Genomic DNA, 23,546 nt, shown 5'->3' on the forward strand with positions numbered 1-23,546 from the left:
GTTGAAGCATCGGTCCGGACCGGGCGAGCTCGCCCGGCCCGGACCGGACCACCAGCCGTCAGGAGGGAATCCCGCGATGCGGACCCGTCACGTCTTCCACGCCGTCGACTCGCACACCGAGGGCATGCCCACTCGGGTGATCACCGGCGGCTTCGGCACCATCCCCGGCGCCACCATGGCCGAGCGGCGCGCCCACTTCCAGCAGCACCTGGACCACTTCCGCACCCTGCTGATGTACGAGCCGCGCGGCCACGCCGCGATGAGCGGGGCGATCCTGCAGCCGCCGACCCGGCCGGACGCCGACTTCGGGGTGCTGTACATCGAGGTGTCGGGCCTGCTGCCGATGTGCGGTCACGGGACGATCGGTGTCGCCACCGTGCTGGTCGAGACCGGGATGGTTCCGGTGGTCGAGCCCGTGACGACTGTCCGTCTCGATACCCCCGCCGGGCTGGTGGTTGCCGAGGTTCAGGTCGAGGACGGCGCGGCCGTGGCTGTCACGATCCGCAATGTGGCGTCGTTCTCGGTGGCGCTCGACCGCAAGCTCGACGTGCCCGGGTACGGCACGGTGACGTACGACTTGGCGTACGGCGGCAACTACTACGCGATCCTGCCGCTGGAGCAGTTCGGAATTCCGTTCGCGCACGAGCGCAAGGGCGAGATCCTGGCCGCCGGGCTCGCCATGATGGACGCGATCAACGCCTCCCCCGAGCACCGCCCCGTGCACCCCGAGGACCCGTCCATCCACAGCTGCCACCACGTCCAACTGCTCGCCCCCGGTTCGGACGCGGTGCACTCCCGGCACGCGATGGCCATCCACCCCGGCTGGTTCGACCGCTCCCCGTGCGGGACGGGCACCTCCGCGCGGATGGCGCAGCTGCACGCTCGGGGCGAGCTGGCGCTCGGGGCCGATTTCCGTAATGACTCCTTCCTGGGTACGACGTTCGTGGGCCGCCTGGTGGAGGAGACCACGGTGGCCGGGCAGCCCGCTGTCGTGCCGACCGTCACCGGCCGGGCCTGGGTGACCGGGACGGCGCAGTACTTCCTCGATCCGACGGATCCGTTTCCGGCCGGGTTCCTGCTGTAGCTGTATTTGGTATTGAAGTGAAAGGTATGTGCTTGTGAGCACCGTCGACTCGTACAACCCTGCCGACCCCGATGACTTGGTGGTTTCGGTAACTGCTGTGGGAGCGGAGGGAGTTGAGGAGGCGATCGCGCGGGCACGGGTCGCCCAGCGGGAGTGGTGGGCGCTCGGCGCGGCCGGGCGGTCGGCGGTGCTCGGGAAGGTCGCGGCGGCCGTGGAGGCGGCCACCGAGGAGCTGGCGGCGCTGACGGTGCGCGAGGTCGGCAAGCCGGTCGCCGAGGCGCGGGGCGAGGTCGCGCGGACGGTCGCGATCTGGCGGTACTACGCGCAGGCGCCGTTCGCCCCCTCCGGCGAGGTGCACGAACCCGCCGCCGGGCAGGGTCTGTTGCTGACCCGGCGCCGGCCGTACGGCGTCGCGGGCCTGGTGACGCCGTGGAACTTCCCGCTGGCGATCCCCACCTGGAAGGCCGCGCCCGCGCTGGCCGTCGGCAATGCGGTGGTGCTCAAGCCCGCCCCCGAAGCGACCGCGTGCGCGCTGCGCCTCGCCGAACTGGCCGGCCGGGCCGGACTCCCGGACGGGGTGCTGACGGTCGTTCCCGGCGGCGGGGAGGAGGGCGCGGCGCTGGTGGCGGGCACGGATGTGGTGTCGTTCACCGGTTCGACCGCCGTCGGGCGGCAGGTGGTTGCCGCTGCTGCCGGGCGCGGTGTCCCCGTGCAGGCCGAGATGGGCGGGCTGAACGCCGCGATCGTGCTGCCGGACGCGGACATTGCGCAGGCGGCCGCACACCTGGCGTCGGCGATCGCCGGGTACGCGGGGCAGAAGTGCACGGCGACCAGCCGGGTGATCGCCGTCGGCGACGCGTACGAGCCGCTGGCGGAGGCGTTGGCGAAGGCGCTGGGGGAGGCTGCGGCGGCCGACCCGGGGGCGGCGTCCACCGTGTGCGGGCCGGTGATCAACCGGCAGGCGCTGGATCGGCTCACCGACGCGATCGACAGTGCGAAGGCGGCCGGCGCGACGGCGCTGGCGGGCGGCGCGCGGGCGGAACGCGCCGGGTGGTACCTGGAGCCGACGTTGCTGGAAGGCGTTCCTGCGGAACACCCGTTGGCCGGGGAGGAGTTCTTCGGGCCGGTGGCGGTGCTGGTGGCTGCTGAGGACCTGGACGAGGCGATCGCGCTGGCCAACGAGACGCGGCACAGCCTGTCGACGTCCGTTCACTCGCGGAGCCTGGACGTCGCGCTGGCTGCGGCGGACCGGCTGGACGCCGGGATGATTCGGATCAACGCGCCGTCGAGTGGCGTGGACTTCCACCTTCCGTTCGGCGGGGCGAAGGCGGCGTCGTACGGGGGGCGGGAGCAGGGGCGGGCGGCGCTGGACTTCTACACCGCTTCGCGGACGGTGAGTGTGCTGCCGGGGGGCGGGAGCTGAGACGGAGCGCCCGGCGGGGTGTGAGCGCTGCGTTCCCGAACGGGGGGCGGTGGCCGGGGAGTTGGTGGCGGTCGGCCGGGCGGGCGGTCGGTTGGTCGGGCGGTCGGCTGGCCTGCCGGCGGTCGGCTGGCCTGCCGGCGGTCGGTCGGGCGATCGGTCGGCTGGCCTGCCGGCGGTCGGGCTGCGCCGTTCGGGTCGGTGTTCGGGTGCCGTGCGGCGGTTGGTGGTCGGCGGCCCCTGAGAGGGCGGCTGGTGCGGGCGTCGGCGGGTCGGGCGGGGGCGGGTTGTGTCAACTGCGTGCCCCCGGCGTCGGGTTGCCGAGGGTGCTGTCGCGCGGTGGTCGGCGCGAGTTGTGGTCCAGTGGTCGGCTTCGCGCGGCGTGGGGTTGGCGTCTCGGGGCCGGGTTGGTCGTTTGTTGTTTTTGTCCGTTGTCAGCGTGCGTCTTGTCGTGGAGTACTGATGAACATCACCACCACCGACTATCACACCGCCGGTGAGCCGTTCCGGATCGTCACCGGTGGTCTTCCGCCCGTGCCCGGCGACAGCGTCGCCGAGCGGCGGGCGATTGCCATTGGGGCGGGTGGGACGGCGACTTCGCCGCGGCGGGGGGCGTTGGACGATGTGCGGCGGTTGTTGACGCGGGAGCCGCGCGGGCACGCGGGGATGTACGGCGGGTTCGTGGTTCCGGCCGATGACGACGAGGCGCACTTCGGGGTGCTGTTCTGGCACAAGGACGGGTACTCGACGGCGTGCGGGCACGGGACGATGGCGCTCGGTGCGTGGGCGGTGGACACCGGACGGGTGGCGGCGCCGGACGACGGGACGGCGCTGGTGCGGATCGATGTGCCGTCCGGGCGGGTGAGTGCGACCGTGCACCGGCGTGCTGGGCGGACGACTGCTGTGACGTTCCGCAATGTGCCGACCCGGGTGTTGGCGCGGAAGGTCGAACTGGCTGTCTCCGGTGGGTCGGTGGCGGTCGATCTGGCGCACTCCGGGGCGGTGTACGCCTCGCTGCCGGCCGCCGCGCTCGGGCTGTCCGTCGTTCCCGAGCGGCTGCCCGCGCTGGCCGCCGCGGGGCGGGAGATCAGGGCCGCGCTGGAGGGGCATCCGGCGCTGGCGGAGGACCGGGACGGCGTCTACGGCGTCATCCTGTACGACGAGCTGGCCGACGCGCCCTCGGGGCCGAATCAGCGCAACGTCACGGTGTTCGCGGACGGGCAGATCGACCGTTCGCCGTGCGGTTCCGGTACGTCCGCGCGGCTGGCGCTGCTCGCGGACGAGGGGGCGCTGCGGTCGGAGCAGACGTTGCGGCACGAGTCGATCATCGGCACGGTGTTCACCGGCCGGGTTCGCGCGTACGGGCTGGAGGGCGCGGTCACCGAGGTGACGGGTGCCGCGCACCGGACCGGTGAGCACCGGTTCGTGCTGGACAGTGACGACATGCTCGGAGCGGGGTTCTTGCTGTGACCGAGCCTGCTGTGACCGAGCCTGCTGTGGCCGAGCCTGCTGTGATCGACCAGTTGGAGTTGACGCTCGATCATCGGGCGGCCGTCGAGGCGTTGGAGGGCATGCTGCTGGACGGGCTGGACGTCGAGCGGTGCCCGCAGCGGTCGGCGGTGCCGGTGCCGGCCGGGGAGTTGCTGCTGATGCCCGCCGCGACCGGCGCGTTCGCGGGGGTGAAGATCGCGGGGGTGGCGCCCGCGAACCCGGCGGCCGGGTTGCCCCGGATCACCGGCAGTTATCTGCTGCTGGACGGGCCGACGCTGCGGCCGGTGGCCCTGCTGGACGGTGCGGCGCTCACTGCGCTGCGCACGCCGGCCGTCACGGCGCTGGCGATGCGTGAGCTGGCCGGGCCGGACGTCGCGCACCTGGTGGTGTTCGGTGCGGGCCCGCAGGCGTTCGGGCATGTGGCGGCGTTGCGGGCGGTGCTGCCGCTGGAGCGGGTGACGGTGGTCGCGCGGCGGCCTGGTTCGGCGGATCAACTGGCGCGGTATGCAGCCGAGTTGGGGCTGAGCGCGGCGGTCGGTGGCCCGGAGGCGGTGGCGAAGGCGGACCTGGTGGTGTGCTGCACCACGGCGCGTACTCCGCTGTTCGACGGGCGGCTGGTGCCCGACGGGGCGGTGGTCGCGGCGGTGGGTTCGCACGAGCCGGACGCCCGTGAGGTGGATGCCCAACTGGTGGGTCGCGCCGACCTGTTCGTGGAGGCGCGCGCGGTGGCCCGGCGGGAGGCGGGGGACCTGCTGATGGCCGGGGCCGCGGAGGAAAGGCTGATCAATCTGTCGGAACTGGTGACCGGGACGGCGGTTGTCCGTCATGATCGGCCGAGGTTCTTCAAGAGCGTCGGCATGGCCTGGCAGGATCTGGCGGTGGCGGCGGCCCAGTACGAGCTCACGGGCCCGCCCGGCGAAAGCGGACCGAGGCGTTCACTCTGAGCAACGTGACATTGTACAATGGGGTTCTGCTGACACCGGAGGAACCGCCATGTCCGACCTGAAGCCCCGCAACCTCATCTCCGTCCAGGAGCGGCTGCGCGACCAGGTCGCCCACGCCCTGCGCGCCGCCCTGATCTCCGGCGAACTGCGCCCCGGCGTCGTCTACTCGGCGCCCGCGCTGGCCGCCGACTTCGGGGTTTCCGCCACCCCCGTCCGGGAAGCGATGCTCGACCTGGCCCGCGAAGGCCTGGTCGAGGCCGTCCGCAACAAGGGCTTCCGGGTCACCGAACTCAGCGAGCGCGACCTCGACGAGTTCACCGAGATCCGCGCCCTGATCGAGGTCCCGACGGTCGGCCGGGTCGCCCGCGCCGCCACCGCCGAGCAGCTGGAGGCGCTGCGCCCGCAGGCCGAGGCGATCGTCGCTGCCGCCCGCAAGCACGACCTGATCGGCTACCTGGAGGCCGACCGCAAGTTCCACCTCGACCTGCTGTCCCTCGCCGGCAACGCCCGCCTGGTGGAGACCGTCGGCGACCTGCGCAAGCGCTCCCGCCTGTACGGCCTCAACCGGCTCGACCAGCGCGGCGAGCTGGTCTCCTCCGCAGAGGAGCACCTCGAACTGCTCGACGTGCTGCTCACCGGCGACGCCAAGGCCGCCGAGGAGTGCATGACCCGGCACCTCGGCCACATCCGGCACCTGTGGGCGGCGGGCGAGCAGGGCCGCGGCTGATCGGCGTCAGGCGGGTGCGTGCGGCTGATCGCCTGTCAGGCGCGGGGCGTGGGGCTGTGCGTGCGGCTGTGCGAGGAGTGGTCGAGTTCCGCGCCCAGCCCGAGAGTGTGCTGCGCCTGCCCCGCCGCTGACCGACGGCCCGTCTGTCAGGCGCGGGGCGTGCGGCTGTGCGAGGAGTGGTCGAGTTCCGTGCCCAGGCCGAGAGCGTGCTGCGCCTGCCCCGCCGCTGACCGACGGCCCGTCAGTCGGCGCGGGGCGTGCGGCTGCGCGAGGAATGGCCGAGTTCCGCGCCCAGACCGAAGTAGTGCCGGAAGTTGTACACCAGCGGACTCCACGCGGCCGGCTCCACGTAGTCGGTGCCCGGCACGGTGATCGACTCGGCCGCGTGCACCCGCAGCACCTGCACCTCCGCGACCAGGAACTCCCCGGTGGCGTCCGCCCGCAGGTCCGCCACCCGGGCCTCCAGCTGGAGCGGGCACTCGGCGACCCGGGGCGGCGCCACCAGCTCCGCGGGCTGCGCCGTCAGGCCGGCGTGGGCGAACTTGTCGCGGACGAAGTGCGCCGCGTCCGCCCGGCCGGTGGTGCCGCCGAGCAGCTCCACCTGCCGCCACAGCCCCGGGCCGGGGACGTTGACCACCAGTTCGGGGCGGGCGGCGAGGTTGCGGGAGGTCTGGCCGTCCGGGCCGAGGCCCAGGACCACCGTGCGGTCCAGCGCCCAGGCGGACGAGATCGGCGCCAGGTTGACCGCGCCGTCGGCGTCGAGCGTGCTCAGCAGCACCACCGGCGTGCCGAAGTACAGGATGTGCGGCTCGACCACGCGGTGCGTCAGGGAAGCGCGATCTGTCGGGGAAGTGCCGGGTGTCGGGGAGGTGCGGTGCCTCGGGGAGGTGCGGTGCGTCGGGGAAGTGCGGTGTGGCGGGGTTTTGTGCATGGCGCCGACCGTAGGCCGGGCACACTTCGGCCCGCGCCGAAGTGTCCGCGCGGCACCATGGACGGGTGGACACCCAGCTCAGCGCCCGCCGGCTCGCCGACACGGCGGCCCTGCTCGCCGACCCGACCAGGGCCGCGATCTGCCTCGCCCTGCTGGACGGGCGGGCCTGGACGGCCGGCGAACTCGCCCGGCACGCGAAGGTGGCCGCCCCCACCGCCACCGGCCACCTCAACCGGCTGGTCGCCGCCGGGCTGCTCGCGGAGGAACGCCAGGGCCGCCACCGCTACCTGCGGCTCGCCGGGCCCACCGCCGCCGAACTCGTCGAAGCGCTCGCCCAGTTCACCGGCGGGCCGCCACCCGCCGCGACCTCGCTGCGGGCCGCTCGGCAGGGCGGCGAACTCGCCTGCGCCCGCACCTGCTACGACCACCTGGCCGGGGCGCTCGGCGTCGCCGTCACCGACGCGATGACCGCCCGCGGCCTGCTGGACGACCGCCACGGCCTCGCCCTCACCCCCGCCGGCACCGACTGGCTCACCGCAGCGGGCATCACCGTCGCCCCCGGCCGCCGTGCCGCCGTCCGCGCCTGCCTGGACTACACCGAACGCCGCCCGCACCTGGCCGGCGCCGTCGGCGCCGCGCTGTGCGGGCACGCGCTGACGGCGGGCTGGGTGGAGCGGCGACCCGACAGCCGGGCGGTGCGGGTAACGGCGGTGGGGGAGCGGGCGCTGGACGAGCTGCTGGGCGTGCGGTGGGCGGCGGCATAGCCCTGCGGGCAGTCCAATGCTCGCAGGGCTATGCCCATGCCCATGCCACCGCCGGCCCGGCGTCGCCGCCAGGCCTAGCGGGTCGTCAGGCGGCCGTCCTGCATCTCCAGGACCCGGTCGGTGCGGCTCAGCAGGTCGCGGTCGTGGGTGACCATGACGGTGGCCGTGTTGTGGGTGCGGGTGACCTCGGCGAGGAGGTCGACGACCTGGGCGCCGCGTTCGTGGTCGAGGGCGGAGGTGGGCTCGTCGACCAGGAGAACGGAGGGGTCGCCGAACAGGGCACGGGCGATGTTCACCCGCTGGCGCTCGCCGCCGGACAGCTGGTGCGGGCGGCGCTGTTGCTTCGGGCCCGCCAGGCCCACCGACTCCAGCAGGTCCTCGGCGCGCTGCCGGGCCGCGGCCGGGCGGCGGCCGCGGACGGATTCGAGGACCAGGAGCTGCTCCACGGCGGTCAGCGAGGCCAGCAGGTTCGACTGCTGGAAGACGATGCCCAGGCGCTCGCGGCGCAGCGACGTGCGTTCCTTGTCGCTGAGCGCGCCCGCGTCCACGCCATCGATCAGCACCTGCCCCGTGTCGGGGCGCTGGAGCGTCGCGGCGACTGCCAGCAGGCTGGACTTGCCGCAGCCCGACGGGCCCACGATGGCCGCGAACTCGCCCGGGGCGACGGACAGCTCGACGTTGTTCAGGGCCGTCAGCCGGCTCTCGCCGTCCGGGTAGGTGAGGGTGACGCCGCTCAGCGCGAGGCCGGTGCGGACGGCGGTGGTGGTCATGGCGAGGTCCTTCGGGAAGAGAGGTACGACGGTCATCGGTTGGCGCCCAGCGCGGCGAGCGGGTCCACGGCGGTGATCCGGCGCACTGCGAGGGCCGCGCCCAGCAGGCCGAGCACCACCATCGCGCCGACCGGCACCGCCACCGTGAGCACGCCCACGTCGAACGGCACCGCCGCCGAGGCGATCGCCCCGCCGATCGCGCCGATCGCCCCGCCGAGCAGCGAACCCGCCACCAGTACTGCCGCGGCCTGGGCGAGGGCGTCGCGCACCAGGTAGCCGCTGGAGGCGCCGACGGCCTTGAGCACCGCGATGTCGGGGCGGCGCTGCACCGTCCACACCGTGAAGAACGCGCCGATCACCAGGGCGCTGACCGCGAACAGGAAGCCCTGGATCATCAGCAGGCTGCCCCGCTCCGCCGAGTACCCGTTGATGCCCGCGAGTGCGTCGCTCCGGGAGACCGCCTTCAGGTCGGCGGGCAGGTCCTTCGGGGTGCCGTCCACCGCGATCGCGGTCGGCTGCTTCTGGCCGGAGACCTGCTGCCACGTCGTCGGGGTGGTCCACACGCTCGGCGCGTGCGACAGCGAACGCTCCGCGGTGACCGCGCTGACCGTCAGCCTCTCCGCGCCCAGGGTGACCTGGCTGCCGGGGGACAGGTGGTACTGCTTCGCGACGTCGGAGCCGACGGCGACCTCGCCGTCCTTGGGCGCCGCACCGGACGACACCGGCGGCAGCAGCGCCGCATCGGTGCCCAGCACGCTCACCGAGGCCGCGCCGTCGGGGGCCGTCAGCCGCGTCATCGCCACGCCCAGCGGGTGCGCGTCCCGGGTGCCCGGGGCCGCGGCGACCTTCGCCTGCTGGTCGGCAGTCACCGTGCTGGAGGCGAATGACACCTCCGGCTCCGCGCCGGCCGGCGCGCCGAACACCACGCCGTCCACGGGCAGTTCGGCGATCGTCGAGGACGCCGCCGAGGAGAGGCCGCCGGTAAGGCCGTAGAGGAACACCACCAGGGTCGTGATCAGAGTGACCACCGCACCCATCAGGGCGAACCGCCCCTTGGCGAAACGGATGTCACGCAATGCGACGAACACGGGAAACCTTCCGAAAGGACACTGGACGAGACCACTCCACCTTCGCGTTTTTCGCCCGCCCTGCCATCGGCGAGATGGGCGGAGTACGCACCGTCCGAGCGGTGCACCCGAAAATCCATCGAAAGGTTGATGCCGTGCCGCGCCGACCGGCCGCCGACGCCCCGTACCCTCGGACAGCGTGCCCCGAACCGAACCATCACCGTCCTCGCCGCGCACCGAGCCGCGCACCGAGCCGCACCGCTCACCCGTCGGCCCGACGCCCGCGCTGCGGCTGGCCAACCTCGCCGTGCACGGCCTGTTCTTCGCGCTGCTCGCCGTACTGCTGATCCGCGCCGCAGCCGCCGGTGAACTCGGCCCGGCCGGCTGGGCCTGCGCCGGGGCACTCGCCGCCGCCTACGCCGCCGGTGGTCTGATGCGGCAGATCCGTGAGTCGCGCGCCCTCGGTGCCGTGTGGCTGCTCGTGGTTTCCCTGCTGTGGATCGAACTCACCCTGCACCACCCCGAGTTCAGCTACCTCGCGTTCCCGCTGTACTTCGTCTGCCTGCACGTCCTGCCACTGCGCTGGGCACTGCCCGCCGTCGCCACCCTGACCGGCGCCGTGATCGCCGCACAGGCCACCACCCCCGGCGGGCTCACCACCGCCAAGGTGCTCGGCCCGCTCGCCGGCGTCGTCGTCGCCCTGCTCACCGCCTACGGCTACGCCGCCCTCTACCGCGAGAGCCGGGCCCGCCAGCAACTCATCGACGACCTGGTCCGCACCCGTGGCGAACTCGCCGCCAGCCAGCGCGAAGCCGGCCGCCTCGCCGAACGCCAGCGCCTGGCCCGGGAGATCCACGACACCCTCGCCCAGGGCCTGTCCGGCATCGTGCTGCTGGCCCGGGAGAGCGCCACCGCACTGCCGGACTCCCCGCCGGACGCCGCCGCGCTGCTCCGCGAAATCGAACAGACCGCCTCCGCGAACCTCGCCGAGGCCCGCCGCTTCGTCCACGCCCTCACCCCGCCCGCACTCGACGACACCACCCTCGCCGACGCGCTGCGCCGCCTCGCCGACGGCGCCGACGCCGCCTTCCACCTCGACGGCGAGCCCTACCCCCTGCCCGTCGAAGCCGAAGTCGCCCTGCTGCGCCTCACCCAGGAAGCCCTCGCCAACGCCGTCCGGCACGCCGCCGCCCAGCACATCGCGGTCACCCTCGGCTACCTCGACGACACCGTCACCCTCGACGTCTACGACGACGGCACCGGCTTCGACCCCGCCACCGCACCCGCCCCCGGCTCCTTCGGGCTGCACGGCATGCACGAACGCATCGCCGCGCTCGGCGGCACCCTCACCGTCGAATCCACGCCCGGCGAGGGCACCGCCGTCGCCGCGACCCTGCCGCTGCGCGCGATCGACCCGCCGGCCGGGACTGTCGAGGCGCCGCCGGGCCGTTCCCGTCCGTCGCCGCCCACCGGCACTGCGCTGCGGGTGGGACCGGCAAAGGTGCAGCCGGCAGGGGTGCGGCCGGCAGGGGTGCGACCGGCAGGGGTGCGGCTCGCGGGGGTGCGGCGGTGATCCGGGTGCTGGTGGTGGACGACCACCCCGTGGTGCGGCGCGGCCTGCGCGCGATGGTCGACGACCTGCCCGACGTCACCGCCGTCGGCGAGGCCGCCGACGGGGCCGCCGCGCTCGGCCTGCTCGCCGCGCTCCCGGCCGAGCAGCGCCCGCACGTCGTGCTGATGGACCTCCAGATGGGCACCGGCATGCACGGCGTCGAAGCCACCCGGCGGATCACCGCGCTGCCCGACCCGCCCGCCGTCCTGGTCCTCACCACCTACTCCACCGACGCCGACATCCTCGCCGCCGTCGAGGCCGGGGCCACCGGCTACCTGCTCAAGGACGCCCCGCCCGAGGACCTCGCCGCCGCCATCCACGCCACCGCCCGCGGCGAGACCGTCCTGGCCCCGCCCGTCGCCGCCCGCCTGCTGGGCCGGGTCCGGGCCGGGCGCCCCACGCTGTCACCGCGCGAGGCCGAGATCCTCCAGCTGCTCGCCGAGGGGCTGCCCAACCGGCAGATCTCCAAGCGGCTGTTCATCAGCGAAGCCACCGTGAAGACCCACCTGGTGCACGTGTACGAGAAGCTCGGCGTCGACTCCCGCACCTCGGCGGTCGCGGCGGGTCTGGCGGCGGGGCTGATCAGGCCCGTGGATCGCTGAGCCCTTACTTTCGGACTGGGTATGATTTTGTACTTGGTCTGGATATGCTGAGCGGATGGTCGGACTGCGGGAACTCAAGAAGGAACGGACCGGACGCCGGATCGCCGAACAAGCCCTGCGCCTGTTCGCCGAACGCGGCTTCGAGGACGTCACGATGGGCGAGATCGCCCTCGCCGCCGAGGTAGCGAGGGCGACCCTGTTCGCCTACTTCCCCACCAAGGAGTCACTGGTCCTCGGTGGCGTCGCCGGCGACGACCTGGCCACGATCGTCGCCGGCCGCCCCGACGGGCAGAACGCCCTCGACGCCCTGCGCGCCCACCACCGCACCCTGGCCGCCGGACCCGTCGCCGACCTGCCCGCGCTGCTCACCCGGGTCCGGGTGATCCAGGCCAGCCCCACCCTGCGGGCCGCCGCCGACAGCCTGCGCTACCGGCAGCGACAGGCACTCGCCGACGTCCTCGCCGAAGAACACGGCGAGACGGCAGGCGCGCTGATGGCCGCCCAGATCGCCGCCTCGCTCGCCGTCCTGCAGGAACGCCACTTCGCCCGCCTGGTCGCCGGAACCCCCGCCGACCAGGCCGGACAGACCCTCGCCGAAGACCTCGAACTCGCCTTCGACCTGCTGGAACACGGCCTCGACCGGACGGCGGAGCACTGACCGTGCGCACCCTCGGCATCACCTACGACACCGGCACCTTCACCGGCGAACGCCTCACCCGCCGCCACTTCGACCCCGCCCAGGTCCGCCACGACCTCACCGCGATCGCCGACGAACTGCACTGCGACGCCGTCCGGATCACCGGTGGCGACCCCGAACGCCTCGACCTGGCCGCGCAGTTGGCCGCCGACGCCGGACTCGAGGTGTGGTACTCGCCGTTCCCCGCCGACCTGCCGCCCGCCGCGCTGCTGCCGTTCTTCGCGGACTGCGCCCGGCGCGCCGAGACGCTGCGCCGCACCGGCGCCCGGGTGGTGTTCGTCGCGGGCTGCGAACTCAGCGTGTTCGCCGAAGGGTTCCTGCCCGGCGCCACCCACCTCGACCGGCTGCACGCCATGACCACCGCCGACCTGGACTGGTGGCTCTCGCTCGGCCCCGTCCCGGAACGGCTCAACGCCTTCCTCGCCGAGACCGCGAGCGCCGTCCGCCGGGAGTTCGCCGGCCCCGTCGGCTACGCGTCCGGACCGTGGGAGCCCGTCGACTGGACCCCGTTCGACCTGGTCGGCCTCGACGCCTACCGCTCCGCGCAGAACGCCGCCGACTACCGCGAACAGCTCCGCGCCGCCCGCGCCCACGGCAAACCCGTCGCCGTCACCGAGTTCGGCACCTGCGCCTACCGGGGCGCCACCGACCTCGGCGGCATGGCCTGGCAGGTACCGCCCGGTGCCGTCCCCGACGAGACCGAACAGGTCCGCTGCTTCGGCGACCTGCTCGACGTCTTCGAGGAGGAGGGCGTCGGCGCCGCGTTCTGGTACACCTTCGCCTCCTACGACAAACCCGGCCTGCGCGACCTCGGCTCGTACGGGGTGGTGCGCACGCTGGACGGCGACGGACGGTGGGAACGCAAGCAGGTGTTCGACGCGATGGCGGGGCGGTACCGGCGGCGCTGATTCGCCTGAAGACGGCGAGCCGGCGCTCGGCCGTTACGCGACCCAGCAGTAGACGCCGTGGTTCTCGCCCGCGGCCGTGGTGGCGAGGGCTGCGAGGTCGTCCATGATCGCGCTCGCGATGTCCGCGTCGATGTGCTCGCCGTCCTCCGCGCGCAGGTGGGTCCAGGCGGTGGCGGCGCTGCGCAGGGTGGCGGGTTCGGCGGTGGCGAGGGCGGTGGACAGGCGGGGCGAGAGTGCGAAGACCAGACATCCGCTGTCGTCGTCGCCGTGGTCGGTGACGGTCCGGGGCTCGTCGGCGTCCAGGAGGTCATCGGGGTCGGCGCCGGTCAGCAGGTGCTCCCACTCGACCGCGGCCTCCTCGGGGTCGAATCCGCCGAACGACACCGACTCGAACGCCCGCCCCGGGCCGGTTGGGAGGACGGCGGCGGCTGACGTGTCGTCCGGGGCCGTGAAGAAGGTGATGAGGATGCTCATCGGACGATGCTGTCATCGCGTTGGTGTTGTGGGTGGCGCGGGGGCGGTGAGGTGACGGGGGCGGGTGGGCGAAAATCGGCGGCATGGTGACGGTCGGGTCAGTGGTGCTGGGCGCTTCGGATGTGGCGCGGGCGGCGGCGTTCTGGGGGGAGGCGCTCGGGTACGTGCCGCGGGAGGATGCGCAGGACGGCTGGGTGGTGCTGGTGCCGGGTGGTGGGGGCGGTGAGGGCGGTGGGGGCGGTGGGGTGCAGATCGCGCTCGGGTACAGCGAGACGCCGGTGCAGGAGCGTCCGCGCGTTTATCTCGACCTGTACGCCGGGGATGCGGCGGAGCAGGCCGCCGAGATCGAGCGGCTGGTGGGCCTTGGGGCGCAGCGCGTCGAGTGGGACGACCACCCCGAGGATCCGGACTTCGTGGTCCTCGCCGACACCGAGGGGAACCGCTTCTGTGTGATCGACACCAGCCACGGCTGACCGGCCGGTCCCGCGTCGGGAAATCGCTGGTCAGGAGGGTGGCATGGCTGGCAGGGTGCGGGTCATGGAGTCCTTGCGGGTGATGGCGATGCGTCAGGTGGCCGGGCGGCTCTGGCCCGAGCACCTTCCGATGGCCGCTGCGGAGTTGCTGGCCGAGGGCCACGACTCGCCGGCGCTGCGGGAGCTGGCCGGGTGGAGCGGAGGTGAGCGGAGTGCCGAGCTGGTGCAGCTGTGGTACCAGGTGCTCGACGAACTGGGCGTGGAGCGCCTCGAGCTGGCGGAGGCCGAGCGGTGGGCGCTGCGGGACGCTGCCGCCCGGCTGGTCTCCGGCCAGATCGTGTCGCTCCCCGACCTGGTGGGGGAAGTCACCGGGTTGGACATCGACAACGCGGAGGAGGGGCCGGAGCTGCGGTTCTCCCTCGCGGTGCGGGAGGGCTGCTGTCAGTGGTGTGTCGAGGACCTGATCGCCGTCGGGGAGCCGGAGTTGCTTGCCGCGTGGGAGACGAAGGTGCGGGCCGCCGCGGCCGCGCTCGTGGCGGAGGCGCGGTGAGTCGGGTGCGGGCGGTCGCCCTGCGGTATCGGGCGGGTGAGTTGGCTGCCGGTGAACTTCCGATGGCCGCCGCCGAGTTGGTGGCCGACGGATACGAGTCGCCGGCGCTGTACGACCTGGCCGGGCGGGGGCGGCGGGAGGCGGCGTCCGAGTTGGAGCCGTTGCTGCGGGAGGCGTTGGACGAGCTCGGGGTGCCGCTCCCCAGCTGTGCGGACGGTGAGCGGTGGAGGCTGCGCGAGCTCGCCGGCCGGGTGGGGGAGGGCAGCCTGGCGCCGGGGGAGTTCGCCGAGGCGGTGATGTACCGGGAGTCGTTCGGCGCGAGCCAGGAGGACGAGGAGGCGCTGCTCGGGCTGCTGTCCGACTACTGCTCGTGTTGCGTCGGGCATTGGCCGCCCGAGGTGTTCGTCGCGTGGGAGGCGGAGGTGCGGGTTGCTGCCGCCGCGATGGCTGCGCGGACGCCCCTGCCGTGACGCCCGGGGAGCGGGGGGCGTCACGGCGGGGGAGTGGCGGTGTGTCAGGCGTACTGGCCCGGGACGTAGTCGCCCGCGGGCTGGCGGATGATCACGTTGACCCGGTTGTAGGTGTTGATCAGCGCGATCAGACCGACCAGGGCGATCAGCTGCTCCTCGTCGTAGTGCTTGGCGGCCTCCGCCCAGGCCTCGTCGCTGACCCCGCCCGCCGCGTCCGCGATCCGGGTGCCCTGCTCGGTGAGTTCGAGCGCGGCGCGCTCGGCGTCGGTGAAGCAGGTCGCCTCCCGCCAGGCGGCGACCAGGTTCAGGCGCTGCTGGGTCTCGCCGGCGTGCGTGGCGTCCTTGGTGTGCATGTCGGTGCAGAAGCCGCAGCCGTTGATCTGGCTGGCGCGGATCTTCACCAACTCCTGGGTCGCCGCCGGCAGCGAGGAGCCGCCGATGGCGGCGCCGGCCGAGTTGATGTGCTTGATGATCTTCCCGGCGAGCGGGTTGCCGAAGTAGTTCAGACGTGCGTCCACGGTCGGGCTCCTTGTCGTGTGTGCTTCTGCAAGGACTGACCCCGCTGCTTCCCCGAATGTGACAGCCCCGCGAATGTGACGCCCGTCACGCTATCCGTCGACGTCCGTCCGACCGTGCAGACAGGCCGCGCCGACGCTGCGCACCCACACCGGGAAGGGCGGGAACTCCGGGGCGGGCCCTGAGTCGTCGTCGACGACTTCGAGGTCCGTCCAGGGAGTCAGGCCCGGAGTGTCGTCGCGCAGATACCCTTCGACGACCGGCCGGAGGTCGCCGACCGGCCGAAACGCGCCGCCGAAGGGCAACTGCTCGGCGGGCACCGACCCGGTGGAGCACCGGAGCTGCCCGGCCTGCTCGTCATGCCACACGTAGAAGGTCGCCATCCCGGCGTAGTCGAGTTCGCGGATGCGCTCCCGGATACGGGAAGCGGTCCGCTCGAAGGCGGCGACCACCTCCGGCACGGACAGTGATCGCCGGTCCTCGTCGTCCGTGCTCAGCCACCAGGTGTTGGTCTCCCACTCCACCCGGCGGTCGGCCGGCTCCAGCACCAGCGGTTCGTCCGCCACCTCGGCGATCCAGGTCAACAGCATCCGGGGAGTATTTCGGAGTGGCCGTTTGCTCCGGCAACCGATGAGCAACGGCCACGGGCTCCTGGTTCAGTGGCGGGTCGGCCGAGGTGCGGAACTGCGACTACCGGTCCTGAAGCACCGGCCGACCCCCGCTGAATGGCCGCCGGCGCAATCCACCGCGGACGTAGGGTGGGGAGCGACCGCGGTCGGTGCGTACGGAGGCGAGGGAACGGCATGGCGTTCGACTGGGAGGTGCCGCTGATCGCGGCCCCCATGGCCGGCGGGCCGAGCACCCCCGAACTGGTCGCGGCCGTCAACGGCGCCGGCGGCCTCGGCTTCCTCGCCGCCGGGTACCGGACGGTCGACGGGACGATCGAACAGATCCGCCGCACCCGTGAGCTGACGGAACGCCCGTTCGGCGTCAACCTGTTCGTCCCCGCGCCGCCCTCCGACCCCGGGCCGGTCGCCGCCTACCGCGAGCGGCTGCTGCCGGAAGCCGAACAGTGGGGCGTCGAACTGCCCACCGAGATTCCCGCCGACCGGGACGGCTGGGACGCCAAACTCGAGGCGCTGCTGCGCGAGCCCGTCGCGTACGTCTCGTACACCTTCGGCCTCCCCCGCCGCGACGAGGCCGACGCGTTGCGGGCCGCCGGGATTCGCCAACTCGGCACCGTCACCAGCCCCGAGGAGGCGCGTGCCGCCGCCGCGCTCGGTCTCGACGCGCTGGTCGTTCAGGGGCCGGAGGCGGGCGGGCACCGTGGCACCCATCGTGCGGAGGACGTTCCCGGTACTGTTCCGCTGCTTCAACTCCTGGGTGCTGTGCGGGAAGTGACGTCGCTGCCGCTCATTGCTGCCGGCGGCCTCGGTGACGGCGCGGCGATCGCTGCCGCGCTGCGGGCCGGTGCGAGCGCCGCCCAACTCGGCACCGCGTACCTGCGCACCGACGAATCCGGCGCCACGGCCACACACCGGCGGGCGCTCGTCGAACTCCCCGACACCACCGTCACCCGCGCCTTCACCGGGCGCCCCGCGAGGGCGCTCCGCAACGCGTTCATCACCCGCCACGACGGGCACGCGCCGGCGGCGTACCCGGAGGTGCACTACCTGACCCAACCGCTCAGGGCTGCCGCCGCTCGGCGTAACGATGCTGCGGGGATGCATCTTTGGGCGGGGACGGCGCATGCGAGTGCGCGGGAGGGTGGTGCGGGGGAGGTGACGTGCGGGTTGTGGGGGGACGCGCTGCGCGCGGGGTAGGGGCGGGGGAGTTCGGCTGCTGCCGTTCGGCGTGACGATGCTGCGGGGATGCGTCTTCGGGTGGGTGCGGCGCATGCGAGTGCGCGGGAGGGTGGTGCGGGGGAGGTGACGCGCGGGTTGTGGGGGGACGCGCTGCGCGCGGGGTAGGGGCGGGGGAGTTCGGCTGCTGCCGTTCGGCGTGACGACGCTGCGGGGATGCGTCTTCGGGTGGGGACGGCGCATGCGAGTGCGGGGGAGGTGACGCGCGGGCTGTGGGGGACGCGCGGGGTAGGGCAGGGCGGTGGTGGTCAGGTGATGTCGGCGGTGCCTTCGCGGTAGATCTTGGCCGAGGCGATGAGGCCGTCGCGCAGGTGGTAGAAGCCTGCGATGGAGTAGACGCGTTCCTCGCTTGCGACGGTCAGTGTTTCGATGAGCTGGCAGGCCGCGTGATCGGTGGTCACCAGGAGGTTCTGGATCGTCAAGGTTGGCAGTAGTTCGGCCATGGCGTCGGTGAACAGTTCCGTCAGGGCGGCGCGGCCGCGGACGATTGTGGTCCCGGTGATCCAGACGGCGTCGTCGGTGAAGCCGTTCATGAGTGCGGCGACGTCGCGGTGGTTGAACGCGCGGATGTGTTCGCCGATGGCGGCGGTGGTGGAGTCGGTCATGGTCGTAGTGTGTCGTGATCGTTCCGTTCGGTGCGGGGGATTTCGGCGTCGTGTGCGGCGGCGTGTGATCATGCCCGAGGACCGTCGGGGTCCATCCGCGGAGAACGGAGGCACCATGGCCGAGCGGCCCTACGTGCTGTTGAGCGTTGCGACTTCGATCGACGGGTACATCGACGACACGTCGGCGGAGCGGTTGTTGCTGTCGAACGCGGCGGACTTCGATCGGGTGGATCAGGTGCGGGCGGAGTCGGATGCGATTCTGGTCGGGGGGAACACGCTGCGGTCGGACAATCCGCGGTTGTTGGTCAACAGTGAGGCGCGGCGGGCTGCGCGGGTGGCGGCGGGGAAGCCGGAGTATCCGTTGAAGGTGACGGTGACGGCGGGGGGTGGGCTCGATCGGGGGCTCAAGTTCTGGCACTTCGGGGGCGAGAAGGTCGTCTACACCACGGATGCCGGTGCGTTGAAGCTGGGCGACAGCCTGGACGGGCTGGCCGATGTGGTGAGCACCGGCGACGCCGTCGATTTCGGGGCGATGCTCGAGGATCTGGCGGCTCGTGGGGTGCGGCGGCTGATGGTGGAGGGCGGCGGTCGGGTTCACACGCAGTTCTTGTCGCTGGGCCTCGCCGACGAGATTCAGCTGGCGGTGGCGCCGTTGCTGGTCGGCGAGGCGGGTGCGCCGCGTTTTGTGTATCCGGCCGAGTTTCCGGGTGGCAGCACGCACCGGATGAGGTTGCTGGGGGCCGAGACGGTGGGGGACGTGGTGGTGCTGCGGTACGCGCCGTGAGGGTGGGCGTCAGTCGGTGTCGGTGGCGGCGAGGACGGCGAGGCGGCGGCCGTCGGGGGTGAGGGTGGCGAGGCCGAAGTCCCAGGCGATGTCGTGGAACCAGGGGGTGGGTGCGTCGAAGCCGAACCAGTGGCAGGCGGTGGCGCGGGCCTCGGCGGTGGGGAGGGTGGCGTCGGCCAGGGCGGCCACGGACTGCCAGGCGGCGAGGCGGCCGTAGGCGCCGTGGGCACCGGAGTTGTAGGCGCCGCCGGTGGAGGCCGCGGCGAACAGGACGCGCCAGGCGTCGGCCGGTGGGCAGGTGCTGACGGAGAGGGTGGAGGGTTTGGTGTCGGTGAGGCAGTCGAGGCCGAGGGTGAGGAGTGCGGCGGGGACGGACTCGGTGGGCAGTGGGGTGGCGAACTCGAACACCCGGGCCTCGATGCGGCCGTTGGACTCCCCGGCCCAGTTCGCGACGGCCCGGCCGAGGGCTGCGGTCAGCTCCGGGGTGGTGGTCCCGGTGGCGGGCGGGAGCGCGGCAGCGGTACGGCGGGTCGTCAACTGCTCACTGTCCAGGGACCCGTAGGGCATGGCGTGGCAGCCGCCCTGCGCGCTGTAGCCGGGCAGGTCGGCGAAGGCTTCCAGCGGGGAGCGGGTCAGGGGCAGTGCGCCCAGCGGGTGGTGGGTGAAGTGCGGGGCGGTCGCCCAGGCGGAGATCCGGGGGATCGAGGAGAGGTCGACGCCGCGCAGGACCAACTCGTGGACCAGGCAGGCCCGCAGCTCGTTCGAAGCGGGCCCGGCGAACGCTGCCGCGAGGTCGGCCGGCCGGTGGCCGGACGCCAGCAGCGAGGCCGCCAGGCGGTCGCCGTTCCAGCCGTTGCGCGGTGCGGCGGCGAGCAGGCGGAGCGCCTGGCGGACGTTCTCGGCGCCCGGCGTGACGGCCAGCAGCCGGACCAGGCGGTCGAAGACGCTCCGGTACTGCCACGTTGCCCCGGGGGAATCGAGGCGCGCGGCGAGGGCGAGGCCGAGGTCGGCGAGGAAGGCGGCGTCGCCCTGTGCGAGCCGTTCCTCGGCCATCGCCGAGACGCCGGTGACGTCCGTCAGGTCGGGGAGTCCGGCCAGGATTCGGGCGATGTGGGTACGGCGATCGGTCACGGGAGCCGAGCCTACGCACCCAGCGATTGTCGGATCACCCGGGTCGGCGAGCTCCGTCCGTCAGGGTGCGCGGGGTGACCGATCGCCGGAGCCGGGCCGACACCCGCGACCGTCGGATCACCGGGTGCCGGGCCGGGGGCCTCGACCTCGCGGCGATCGGTCGGGGGCGTCGGGCCCAGGCACCCGGGGCCGTCCGGCCCTCCGCTGATCAGGCCAGCAACTCGCCCATCCAGGACTCGATGCCGTCCACCGTGCGCGGCAGGGCGCCGGACATCAGCTGGGCGCCGTCGGCGGTGATGACCAGGTCGTCCTCGATGCGGATGCCGATGCCGCGCAGGGCGGGCGGCAGGGTGAGGTCGTCGGGCTGGAGGTAGAGGCCGGGTTCGACGGTGAGGACCATGCCCTCCTCCAGGACGCCGTCCAGGTACGTCTCGGCGCGGGCCTTCGCGCAGTCGTGGACGTCCAGGCCGAGCATGTGGCCGCTGGCGCAGAGGGTGTAGCGGCGGTACAGGCCGGAGTCTTCGCGCAGCGCCTGCTCGGCGGGGACGGGCAGGACGCCCCAGTCGGAGAGGCCCTCGGCGATGACGCGCATCGCGGCGCGGTGAAAGTCGCGGAAGGACGCGCCGGGGCGCAGCGCGGCGATGCCGGCGTTCTGGGCGGCGAGGACGAGTTCGTAGGCGTCGCGCTGGGCGGAGGAGAAGGTGCCGGACAGCGGGAGGGTGCGGGTGATGTCGGCGGTGTAGAGGGTGTCGGACTCCACGCCGGCGTCGAGCAGCAGGAGTTGGGTGGGGTCGAGCGGGCCGTCGTTGCGGATCCAGTGCAGGACGCAGGCGTGCGCGCCGGAGGCGACGATGGTCTCGTAGCCGGTGCCGTTGCCCTCGGCGCGGGCGCGGGCGTTGAACGCGCCCTCGAGGATGCGTTCGCCGCGGTGGTGGCGCAGGGCGGCGGGCAGGGCGCGGACCACGTCGGCGAAGCCGGCGGCGGTGTGGTCGACGGAGAGCTGGAGCTGCTCGACCTCCCACGGGTCCTTGATCAGGCGCAACTCGGAGAGGGCGGCGGCGAGTTGGCCGTCGCGCCCGGCGTGGTCGGCGGACGGGCGGCCGAGGGCGGCGTCGAGGGCGGGGTCGACGCCGGCCAGGATGCGGGTGGGGGTGGAGCCGGTGAACAGCTTCGGCAGGTCGTCGAGGTGGGCGGTGCGCAGGCCGGTGAGGTTGGCGGCCTCGGTGAGGTCGGCGCGCCGGCCGACCCAGAACTCGCCGTAGCGGCGGTCGCGGAAGAACGCGCCGGAGCCGTCGGCCCGGTCGGAGCGGGGCCGCAGGTACAGCACGGCCTCGCCGTCGGGTTCGATCACCAGGACGTGGCCGACCTGCTCCTCGCCGGTCAGGCCGGTGAGGTGGGCGTAGGCGCTGTTCGGGCGGAAGCGGTAGTCGCAGTCGTTGCTGCGGACCTTCAACTGCCCGGCGGGGACGAGCAGTCGCTCGCCGGGGAAGGCGGCGGCGATCCGGGCCCGGCGGCCCGGGGTGTACGCGTGGCCGGGGACGCGCAGCTCGGCGGGCAGCGGCGTGGCGGCCCACCGGTCGGACATGTACTCCGCCAGGGCGGGGGAGACGGGGAGGTCGTGGCTGCCGGTGTTCAGTGCGGGCTGGTCGGCCATGGAAGGGGGTTCCTCCGAGCGGGGTCGATACCTGGACAACTGGGGTGAGGGATAAGGAAATTGCACTGCTGAGCGGCGGGCAATGACACGGCTCGGTAACGGTCCGGGCGCCTCATTGCGCAGTGCAATTTCACATTACTATGTTACAGGTCACACCTCAGGGCGGGCCAGACCCCGGCGGCACCGATCCCCGGCGGCACCGGTTCCTCGGTGATTCCCGATCCCCGTTGAGCGACCCCCAGTTCCGGAGATACACATGAACAGGCGTACCCACGCCGCCCTCGCGGCGGCCATCGCGGCATCCCTCACCCTCGCCCTCAGCGCGTGCGGCAGCAGCAGCAACGGCGGTGACGACGGCAGCGGGCAGCACGGCGTGACCACCGAGGGCAACGGCATCGTCGGCGGCACCCCGGTCAAGGGCGGCACCCTGACGATCCTGTCGAACCAGGACTTCGACCAGCTCGACCCCGCCCGCAACTGGACCATGCCGGTGATGGACGTCGGCGTGCGCATGCTCTACCGCACCCTGACCACCTTCAGGGCCGCCCCCGGCGCCGAGGGCCTGAAGGTCGAACCCGACCTGGCCACCGACCTCGGCACCCCCAGCGACGGCGCGAAGACCTGGACCTTCCACCTGAAGGACAACCTCCAGTACGAGGACGGCACCCCGATCACCGCCGACGACATCAAGTACAACGTCGAGCGGTCGTACTCGCCGGAACTGCCCGGCGGCCCCGACTACGCGGTGCGCTACCTGAACGCCCCGGCCGGCTACAAGGGCCCGCTGGGCGGCGAGCGGCTCGGCAACGAGGCCATCGAGGTCCCCGACGCCAAGACCATCGTCTTCCACCTCAAGCGCCCCGTCGCCGAGTTCGGCTACACCGTCACCCTGCCCACCTTCGCGCCCGTCCCCAAGGCCAAGGAGACCGGCGCCAACTACTCCAACCACCCGGTCTCCTCCGGCCCGTACAAGATCGAGAGCTACGACCGCGGCAAGCGCATGGTGCTGGTCCGCAACACCCACTGGGACCAGGCCACCGACCCGGTCCGCAAGGCGTACCCCGACAAGATCGTGGTCGAGCAGACCCTCAAGGGCAGCGGCATCGCCGACCGGCTGATCGCCGACCAGGGCGACGACAAGAACGCCGTCTCCTACGTCGACCTGCTGCCCTCGAAGATCTCCGAGGTGCTCACCAATCCCGACGTGAAGAAGCGCCTGATCAGCGAGAACGCGGGCTGCACCACCAAGCTGGACATGAACACCACCAAGGCGCCGTTCGACAACGCCAAGGTCCGCCTGGCCATGCAGTACGCGGTGGACAAGGAGTCCTTCGCCGCCGCCACGGGCGGCCCCGCGTTCAACGACATCGCCACCACCTACCTGCCCCCCGTGATCACCGGCGGCACCCCCGTCGACCACTTCGGGATCAAGCCGGGCGGCGACCCGGACAAGGCCAAGCAGCTGCTCGCCGAGGCGGGCTTCCCGAACGGCTTCTCCACCGACTTCGTCACCTCCACCGGCGGCAAGCCGCAGGCCGAGGCGATCCAGGCCGCACTCAAGCGAGCCGGCGTGAACGTCACCATCACCACCGTCGACCCCACCGCCGTCAACTCGATCGTCGGCGACAAGGAGAAGCAGCCCGGACTCACCAGCCTCGGCTGGTGCCCCGACTACCCGTCCGCCGCCACCTTCCTGCCGATGATCTTCGACGGCCGGGCCATCAAGGACAAGGGCAACAACGGCAACATGACCCGGTTCAACGACCCGGCCGTCAACGCCGAACTCGACCGGATCGCCGGCCTGGACGACCTGCAGAAGGCCAACGCGGCCTGGCTCGCCCTGGACGCCAAGATCATGGACGCCTCGCCCGCCGTCCCGCTGATCTGGCAGAAGAAGCCCGTCCTGGTCGGCTCCAACATCGCCGGCGCGTACGCCCACCCGGTCTGGGCAGGCCAGCTCGACTACGCCGTCATCGGCCTCAAGTCCGTGAACTAGAGCGGGAGTCCACC

The 23,546-nt window shown here is 72.8% G+C and carries 25 protein-coding genes; 16 read left to right on the forward strand and 9 right to left on the reverse strand.

Annotation, left to right across the window (positions count from 1 at the left end; genetic code table 11):
* Nucleotides 1–76: 76 nt before the first annotated feature.
* From ACIHEI_RS24965 to ACIHEI_RS24985, 5 genes are all read left to right on the forward strand, one after another.
* The gene (locus ACIHEI_RS24965; RefSeq protein ID WP_396608130.1) at nt 77–1,084 is read left to right on the forward strand and encodes a proline racemase family protein; all 1,008 of its coding nucleotides are present in this window, start codon (nt 77–79) and stop codon (nt 1,082–1,084) included.
* Between the two features lie 34 nt (nt 1,085–1,118).
* Nucleotides 1,119–2,507 carry an aldehyde dehydrogenase family protein gene (locus tag ACIHEI_RS24970; protein ID WP_396608131.1) on the forward strand — a complete coding sequence of 463 codons (1,389 nt, stop codon included), beginning with the start codon at nt 1,119–1,121 and terminating at the stop codon, nt 2,505–2,507.
* Between the two features lie 459 nt (nt 2,508–2,966).
* Nucleotides 2,967–3,974: a proline racemase family protein gene (locus ACIHEI_RS24975; protein WP_396608132.1), complete on the forward strand. Its 1,008-nt coding sequence runs from the start codon at nt 2,967–2,969 to the stop codon at nt 3,972–3,974.
* Nucleotides 3,975–3,985: 11 nt separating this feature from the next.
* Nucleotides 3,986–4,939 (forward strand): ornithine cyclodeaminase family protein, encoded by a 954-nt coding sequence (locus ACIHEI_RS24980; RefSeq protein ID WP_396608133.1) that lies wholly within the window; start codon nt 3,986–3,988, stop codon nt 4,937–4,939.
* Nucleotides 4,940–4,988: 49 nt separating this feature from the next.
* Nucleotides 4,989–5,666: a GntR family transcriptional regulator gene (locus ACIHEI_RS24985; RefSeq protein ID WP_387633982.1), complete on the forward strand. Its 678-nt coding sequence runs from the start codon at nt 4,989–4,991 to the stop codon at nt 5,664–5,666.
* Nucleotides 5,667–5,907: 241 nt separating this feature from the next.
* Here the strand turns inward: ACIHEI_RS24985 and ACIHEI_RS24990 are convergent, their stop codons facing one another.
* Nucleotides 5,908–6,483: a flavin reductase family protein gene (locus ACIHEI_RS24990; protein ID WP_396608134.1), complete on the reverse strand. Its 576-nt coding sequence runs from the start codon at nt 6,481–6,483 to the stop codon at nt 5,908–5,910.
* A gap of 179 nt (nt 6,484–6,662) precedes the next feature.
* Here ACIHEI_RS24990 and ACIHEI_RS24995 point away from each other — a divergent pair, with 179 nt between their 5' ends.
* On the forward strand, nt 6,663–7,361 hold the full coding sequence (locus ACIHEI_RS24995) for an ArsR/SmtB family transcription factor (RefSeq protein WP_396608135.1): 699 nt from the start codon (nt 6,663–6,665) through the stop codon (nt 7,359–7,361).
* Between the two features lie 74 nt (nt 7,362–7,435).
* Here the strand turns inward: ACIHEI_RS24995 and ACIHEI_RS25000 are convergent, their stop codons facing one another.
* Together ACIHEI_RS25000 and ACIHEI_RS25005 are read right to left on the reverse strand one after the other, a co-directional pair.
* Entirely contained in the window at nt 7,436–8,131 is a 696-nt protein-coding gene (locus ACIHEI_RS25000) for an ABC transporter ATP-binding protein (RefSeq protein WP_380485878.1), read from the reverse strand.
* Nucleotides 8,132–8,163: 32 nt separating this feature from the next.
* Nucleotides 8,164–9,219, reverse strand: coding sequence for an ABC transporter permease (locus ACIHEI_RS25005; RefSeq protein WP_392943955.1), 1,056 nt, complete (start codon nt 9,217–9,219; stop codon nt 8,164–8,166).
* Between the two features lie 178 nt (nt 9,220–9,397).
* Between ACIHEI_RS25005 and ACIHEI_RS25010 the strand changes: the two genes are divergently transcribed.
* Genes ACIHEI_RS25010 through ACIHEI_RS25025 form a run of 4 tightly spaced genes read left to right on the forward strand, consistent with a single transcriptional unit; the run spans nt 9,398 to nt 13,017 of the window.
* Nucleotides 9,398–10,771: a sensor histidine kinase gene (locus ACIHEI_RS25010; RefSeq protein ID WP_396608136.1), complete on the forward strand. Its 1,374-nt coding sequence runs from the start codon at nt 9,398–9,400 to the stop codon at nt 10,769–10,771.
* Complete coding sequence (locus tag ACIHEI_RS25015; protein ID WP_392943951.1) at nt 10,768–11,412, forward strand: response regulator; 645 nt, start codon at nt 10,768–10,770, stop codon at nt 11,410–11,412. Before ACIHEI_RS25010 ends, ACIHEI_RS25015 begins: the two co-directional genes overlap by 4 nt.
* Nucleotides 11,413–11,467: 55 nt before the next feature.
* Nucleotides 11,468–12,070: a TetR family transcriptional regulator gene (locus tag ACIHEI_RS25020; protein ID WP_392943949.1), complete on the forward strand. Its 603-nt coding sequence runs from the start codon at nt 11,468–11,470 to the stop codon at nt 12,068–12,070.
* 2 nt (nt 12,071–12,072) lie between these two features.
* Nucleotides 12,073–13,017, forward strand: a complete 945-nt coding sequence (locus ACIHEI_RS25025; protein ID WP_387633969.1) for a hypothetical protein — start codon at nt 12,073–12,075, stop codon at nt 13,015–13,017.
* Between the two features lie 33 nt (nt 13,018–13,050).
* Here the strand turns inward: ACIHEI_RS25025 and ACIHEI_RS25030 are convergent, their stop codons facing one another.
* A complete protein-coding gene (locus ACIHEI_RS25030; protein ID WP_396608137.1) occupies nt 13,051–13,491 on the reverse strand; it encodes a hypothetical protein in 441 nt (146 codons plus the stop codon).
* 83 nt (nt 13,492–13,574) lie between these two features.
* On the opposite strand from ACIHEI_RS25030, the gene ACIHEI_RS25035 reads away from it, so the two are divergent.
* The 3 genes from ACIHEI_RS25035 to ACIHEI_RS25045 are packed head-to-tail and all read left to right on the forward strand — an operon-like array spanning nt 13,575 to nt 14,984.
* Entirely contained in the window at nt 13,575–13,964 is a 390-nt protein-coding gene (locus ACIHEI_RS25035; protein ID WP_396608138.1) for a VOC family protein, read from the forward strand.
* A 43-nt stretch (nt 13,965–14,007) separates the two neighbouring features.
* Complete coding sequence (locus ACIHEI_RS25040) at nt 14,008–14,514, forward strand: hypothetical protein (RefSeq protein WP_396608139.1); 507 nt, start codon at nt 14,008–14,010, stop codon at nt 14,512–14,514.
* Complete coding sequence (locus ACIHEI_RS25045; protein WP_396608140.1) at nt 14,511–14,984, forward strand: hypothetical protein; 474 nt, start codon at nt 14,511–14,513, stop codon at nt 14,982–14,984. The genes ACIHEI_RS25040 and ACIHEI_RS25045 overlap by 4 nt, the downstream gene beginning before the upstream one ends.
* Nucleotides 14,985–15,028: 44 nt before the next feature.
* On the opposite strand, the gene ACIHEI_RS25050 is transcribed toward ACIHEI_RS25045, so the two are convergent.
* On the reverse strand, nt 15,029–15,502 hold the full coding sequence (locus ACIHEI_RS25050; RefSeq protein ID WP_392943937.1) for a carboxymuconolactone decarboxylase family protein: 474 nt from the start codon (nt 15,500–15,502) through the stop codon (nt 15,029–15,031).
* A 90-nt stretch (nt 15,503–15,592) separates the two neighbouring features.
* Complete coding sequence (locus ACIHEI_RS25055) at nt 15,593–16,090, reverse strand: hypothetical protein (protein WP_396608141.1); 498 nt, start codon at nt 16,088–16,090, stop codon at nt 15,593–15,595.
* 213 nt (nt 16,091–16,303) lie between these two features.
* Between ACIHEI_RS25055 and ACIHEI_RS25060 the strand changes: the two genes are divergently transcribed.
* Complete coding sequence (locus ACIHEI_RS25060) at nt 16,304–17,323, forward strand: nitronate monooxygenase (protein ID WP_396608142.1); 1,020 nt, start codon at nt 16,304–16,306, stop codon at nt 17,321–17,323.
* Nucleotides 17,324–17,610: 287 nt separating this feature from the next.
* Here ACIHEI_RS25060 and ACIHEI_RS25065 read toward each other — a convergent pair whose 3' ends face one another.
* Nucleotides 17,611–17,967 (reverse strand): nuclear transport factor 2 family protein, encoded by a 357-nt coding sequence (locus tag ACIHEI_RS25065; RefSeq protein WP_396608143.1) that lies wholly within the window; start codon nt 17,965–17,967, stop codon nt 17,611–17,613.
* Between the two features lie 115 nt (nt 17,968–18,082).
* Between ACIHEI_RS25065 and ACIHEI_RS25070 the strand changes: the two genes are divergently transcribed.
* Nucleotides 18,083–18,751, forward strand: a complete 669-nt coding sequence (locus ACIHEI_RS25070) for a RibD family protein (RefSeq protein WP_387864685.1) — start codon at nt 18,083–18,085, stop codon at nt 18,749–18,751.
* A gap of 9 nt (nt 18,752–18,760) precedes the next feature.
* Here ACIHEI_RS25070 and ACIHEI_RS25075 read toward each other — a convergent pair whose 3' ends face one another.
* On the reverse strand, nt 18,761–19,882 hold the full coding sequence (locus tag ACIHEI_RS25075; protein ID WP_396608144.1) for a DUF6183 family protein: 1,122 nt from the start codon (nt 19,880–19,882) through the stop codon (nt 18,761–18,763).
* Nucleotides 19,883–20,090: 208 nt separating this feature from the next.
* Complete coding sequence (locus tag ACIHEI_RS25080) at nt 20,091–21,536, reverse strand: aminopeptidase P family protein (RefSeq protein WP_387633949.1); 1,446 nt, start codon at nt 21,534–21,536, stop codon at nt 20,091–20,093.
* 256 nt (nt 21,537–21,792) lie between these two features.
* On the opposite strand from ACIHEI_RS25080, the gene ACIHEI_RS25085 reads away from it, so the two are divergent.
* On the forward strand, nt 21,793–23,532 hold the full coding sequence (locus ACIHEI_RS25085) for an ABC transporter substrate-binding protein (RefSeq protein WP_396608145.1): 1,740 nt from the start codon (nt 21,793–21,795) through the stop codon (nt 23,530–23,532).
* Nucleotides 23,533–23,546 lie beyond the last annotated feature (14 nt).

The sequence above is a fragment of the Kitasatospora sp. NPDC051984 genome (assembly GCF_044593455.1).
Classification (GTDB): Bacteria; Actinomycetota; Actinomycetes; order Streptomycetales; family Streptomycetaceae; genus Kitasatospora.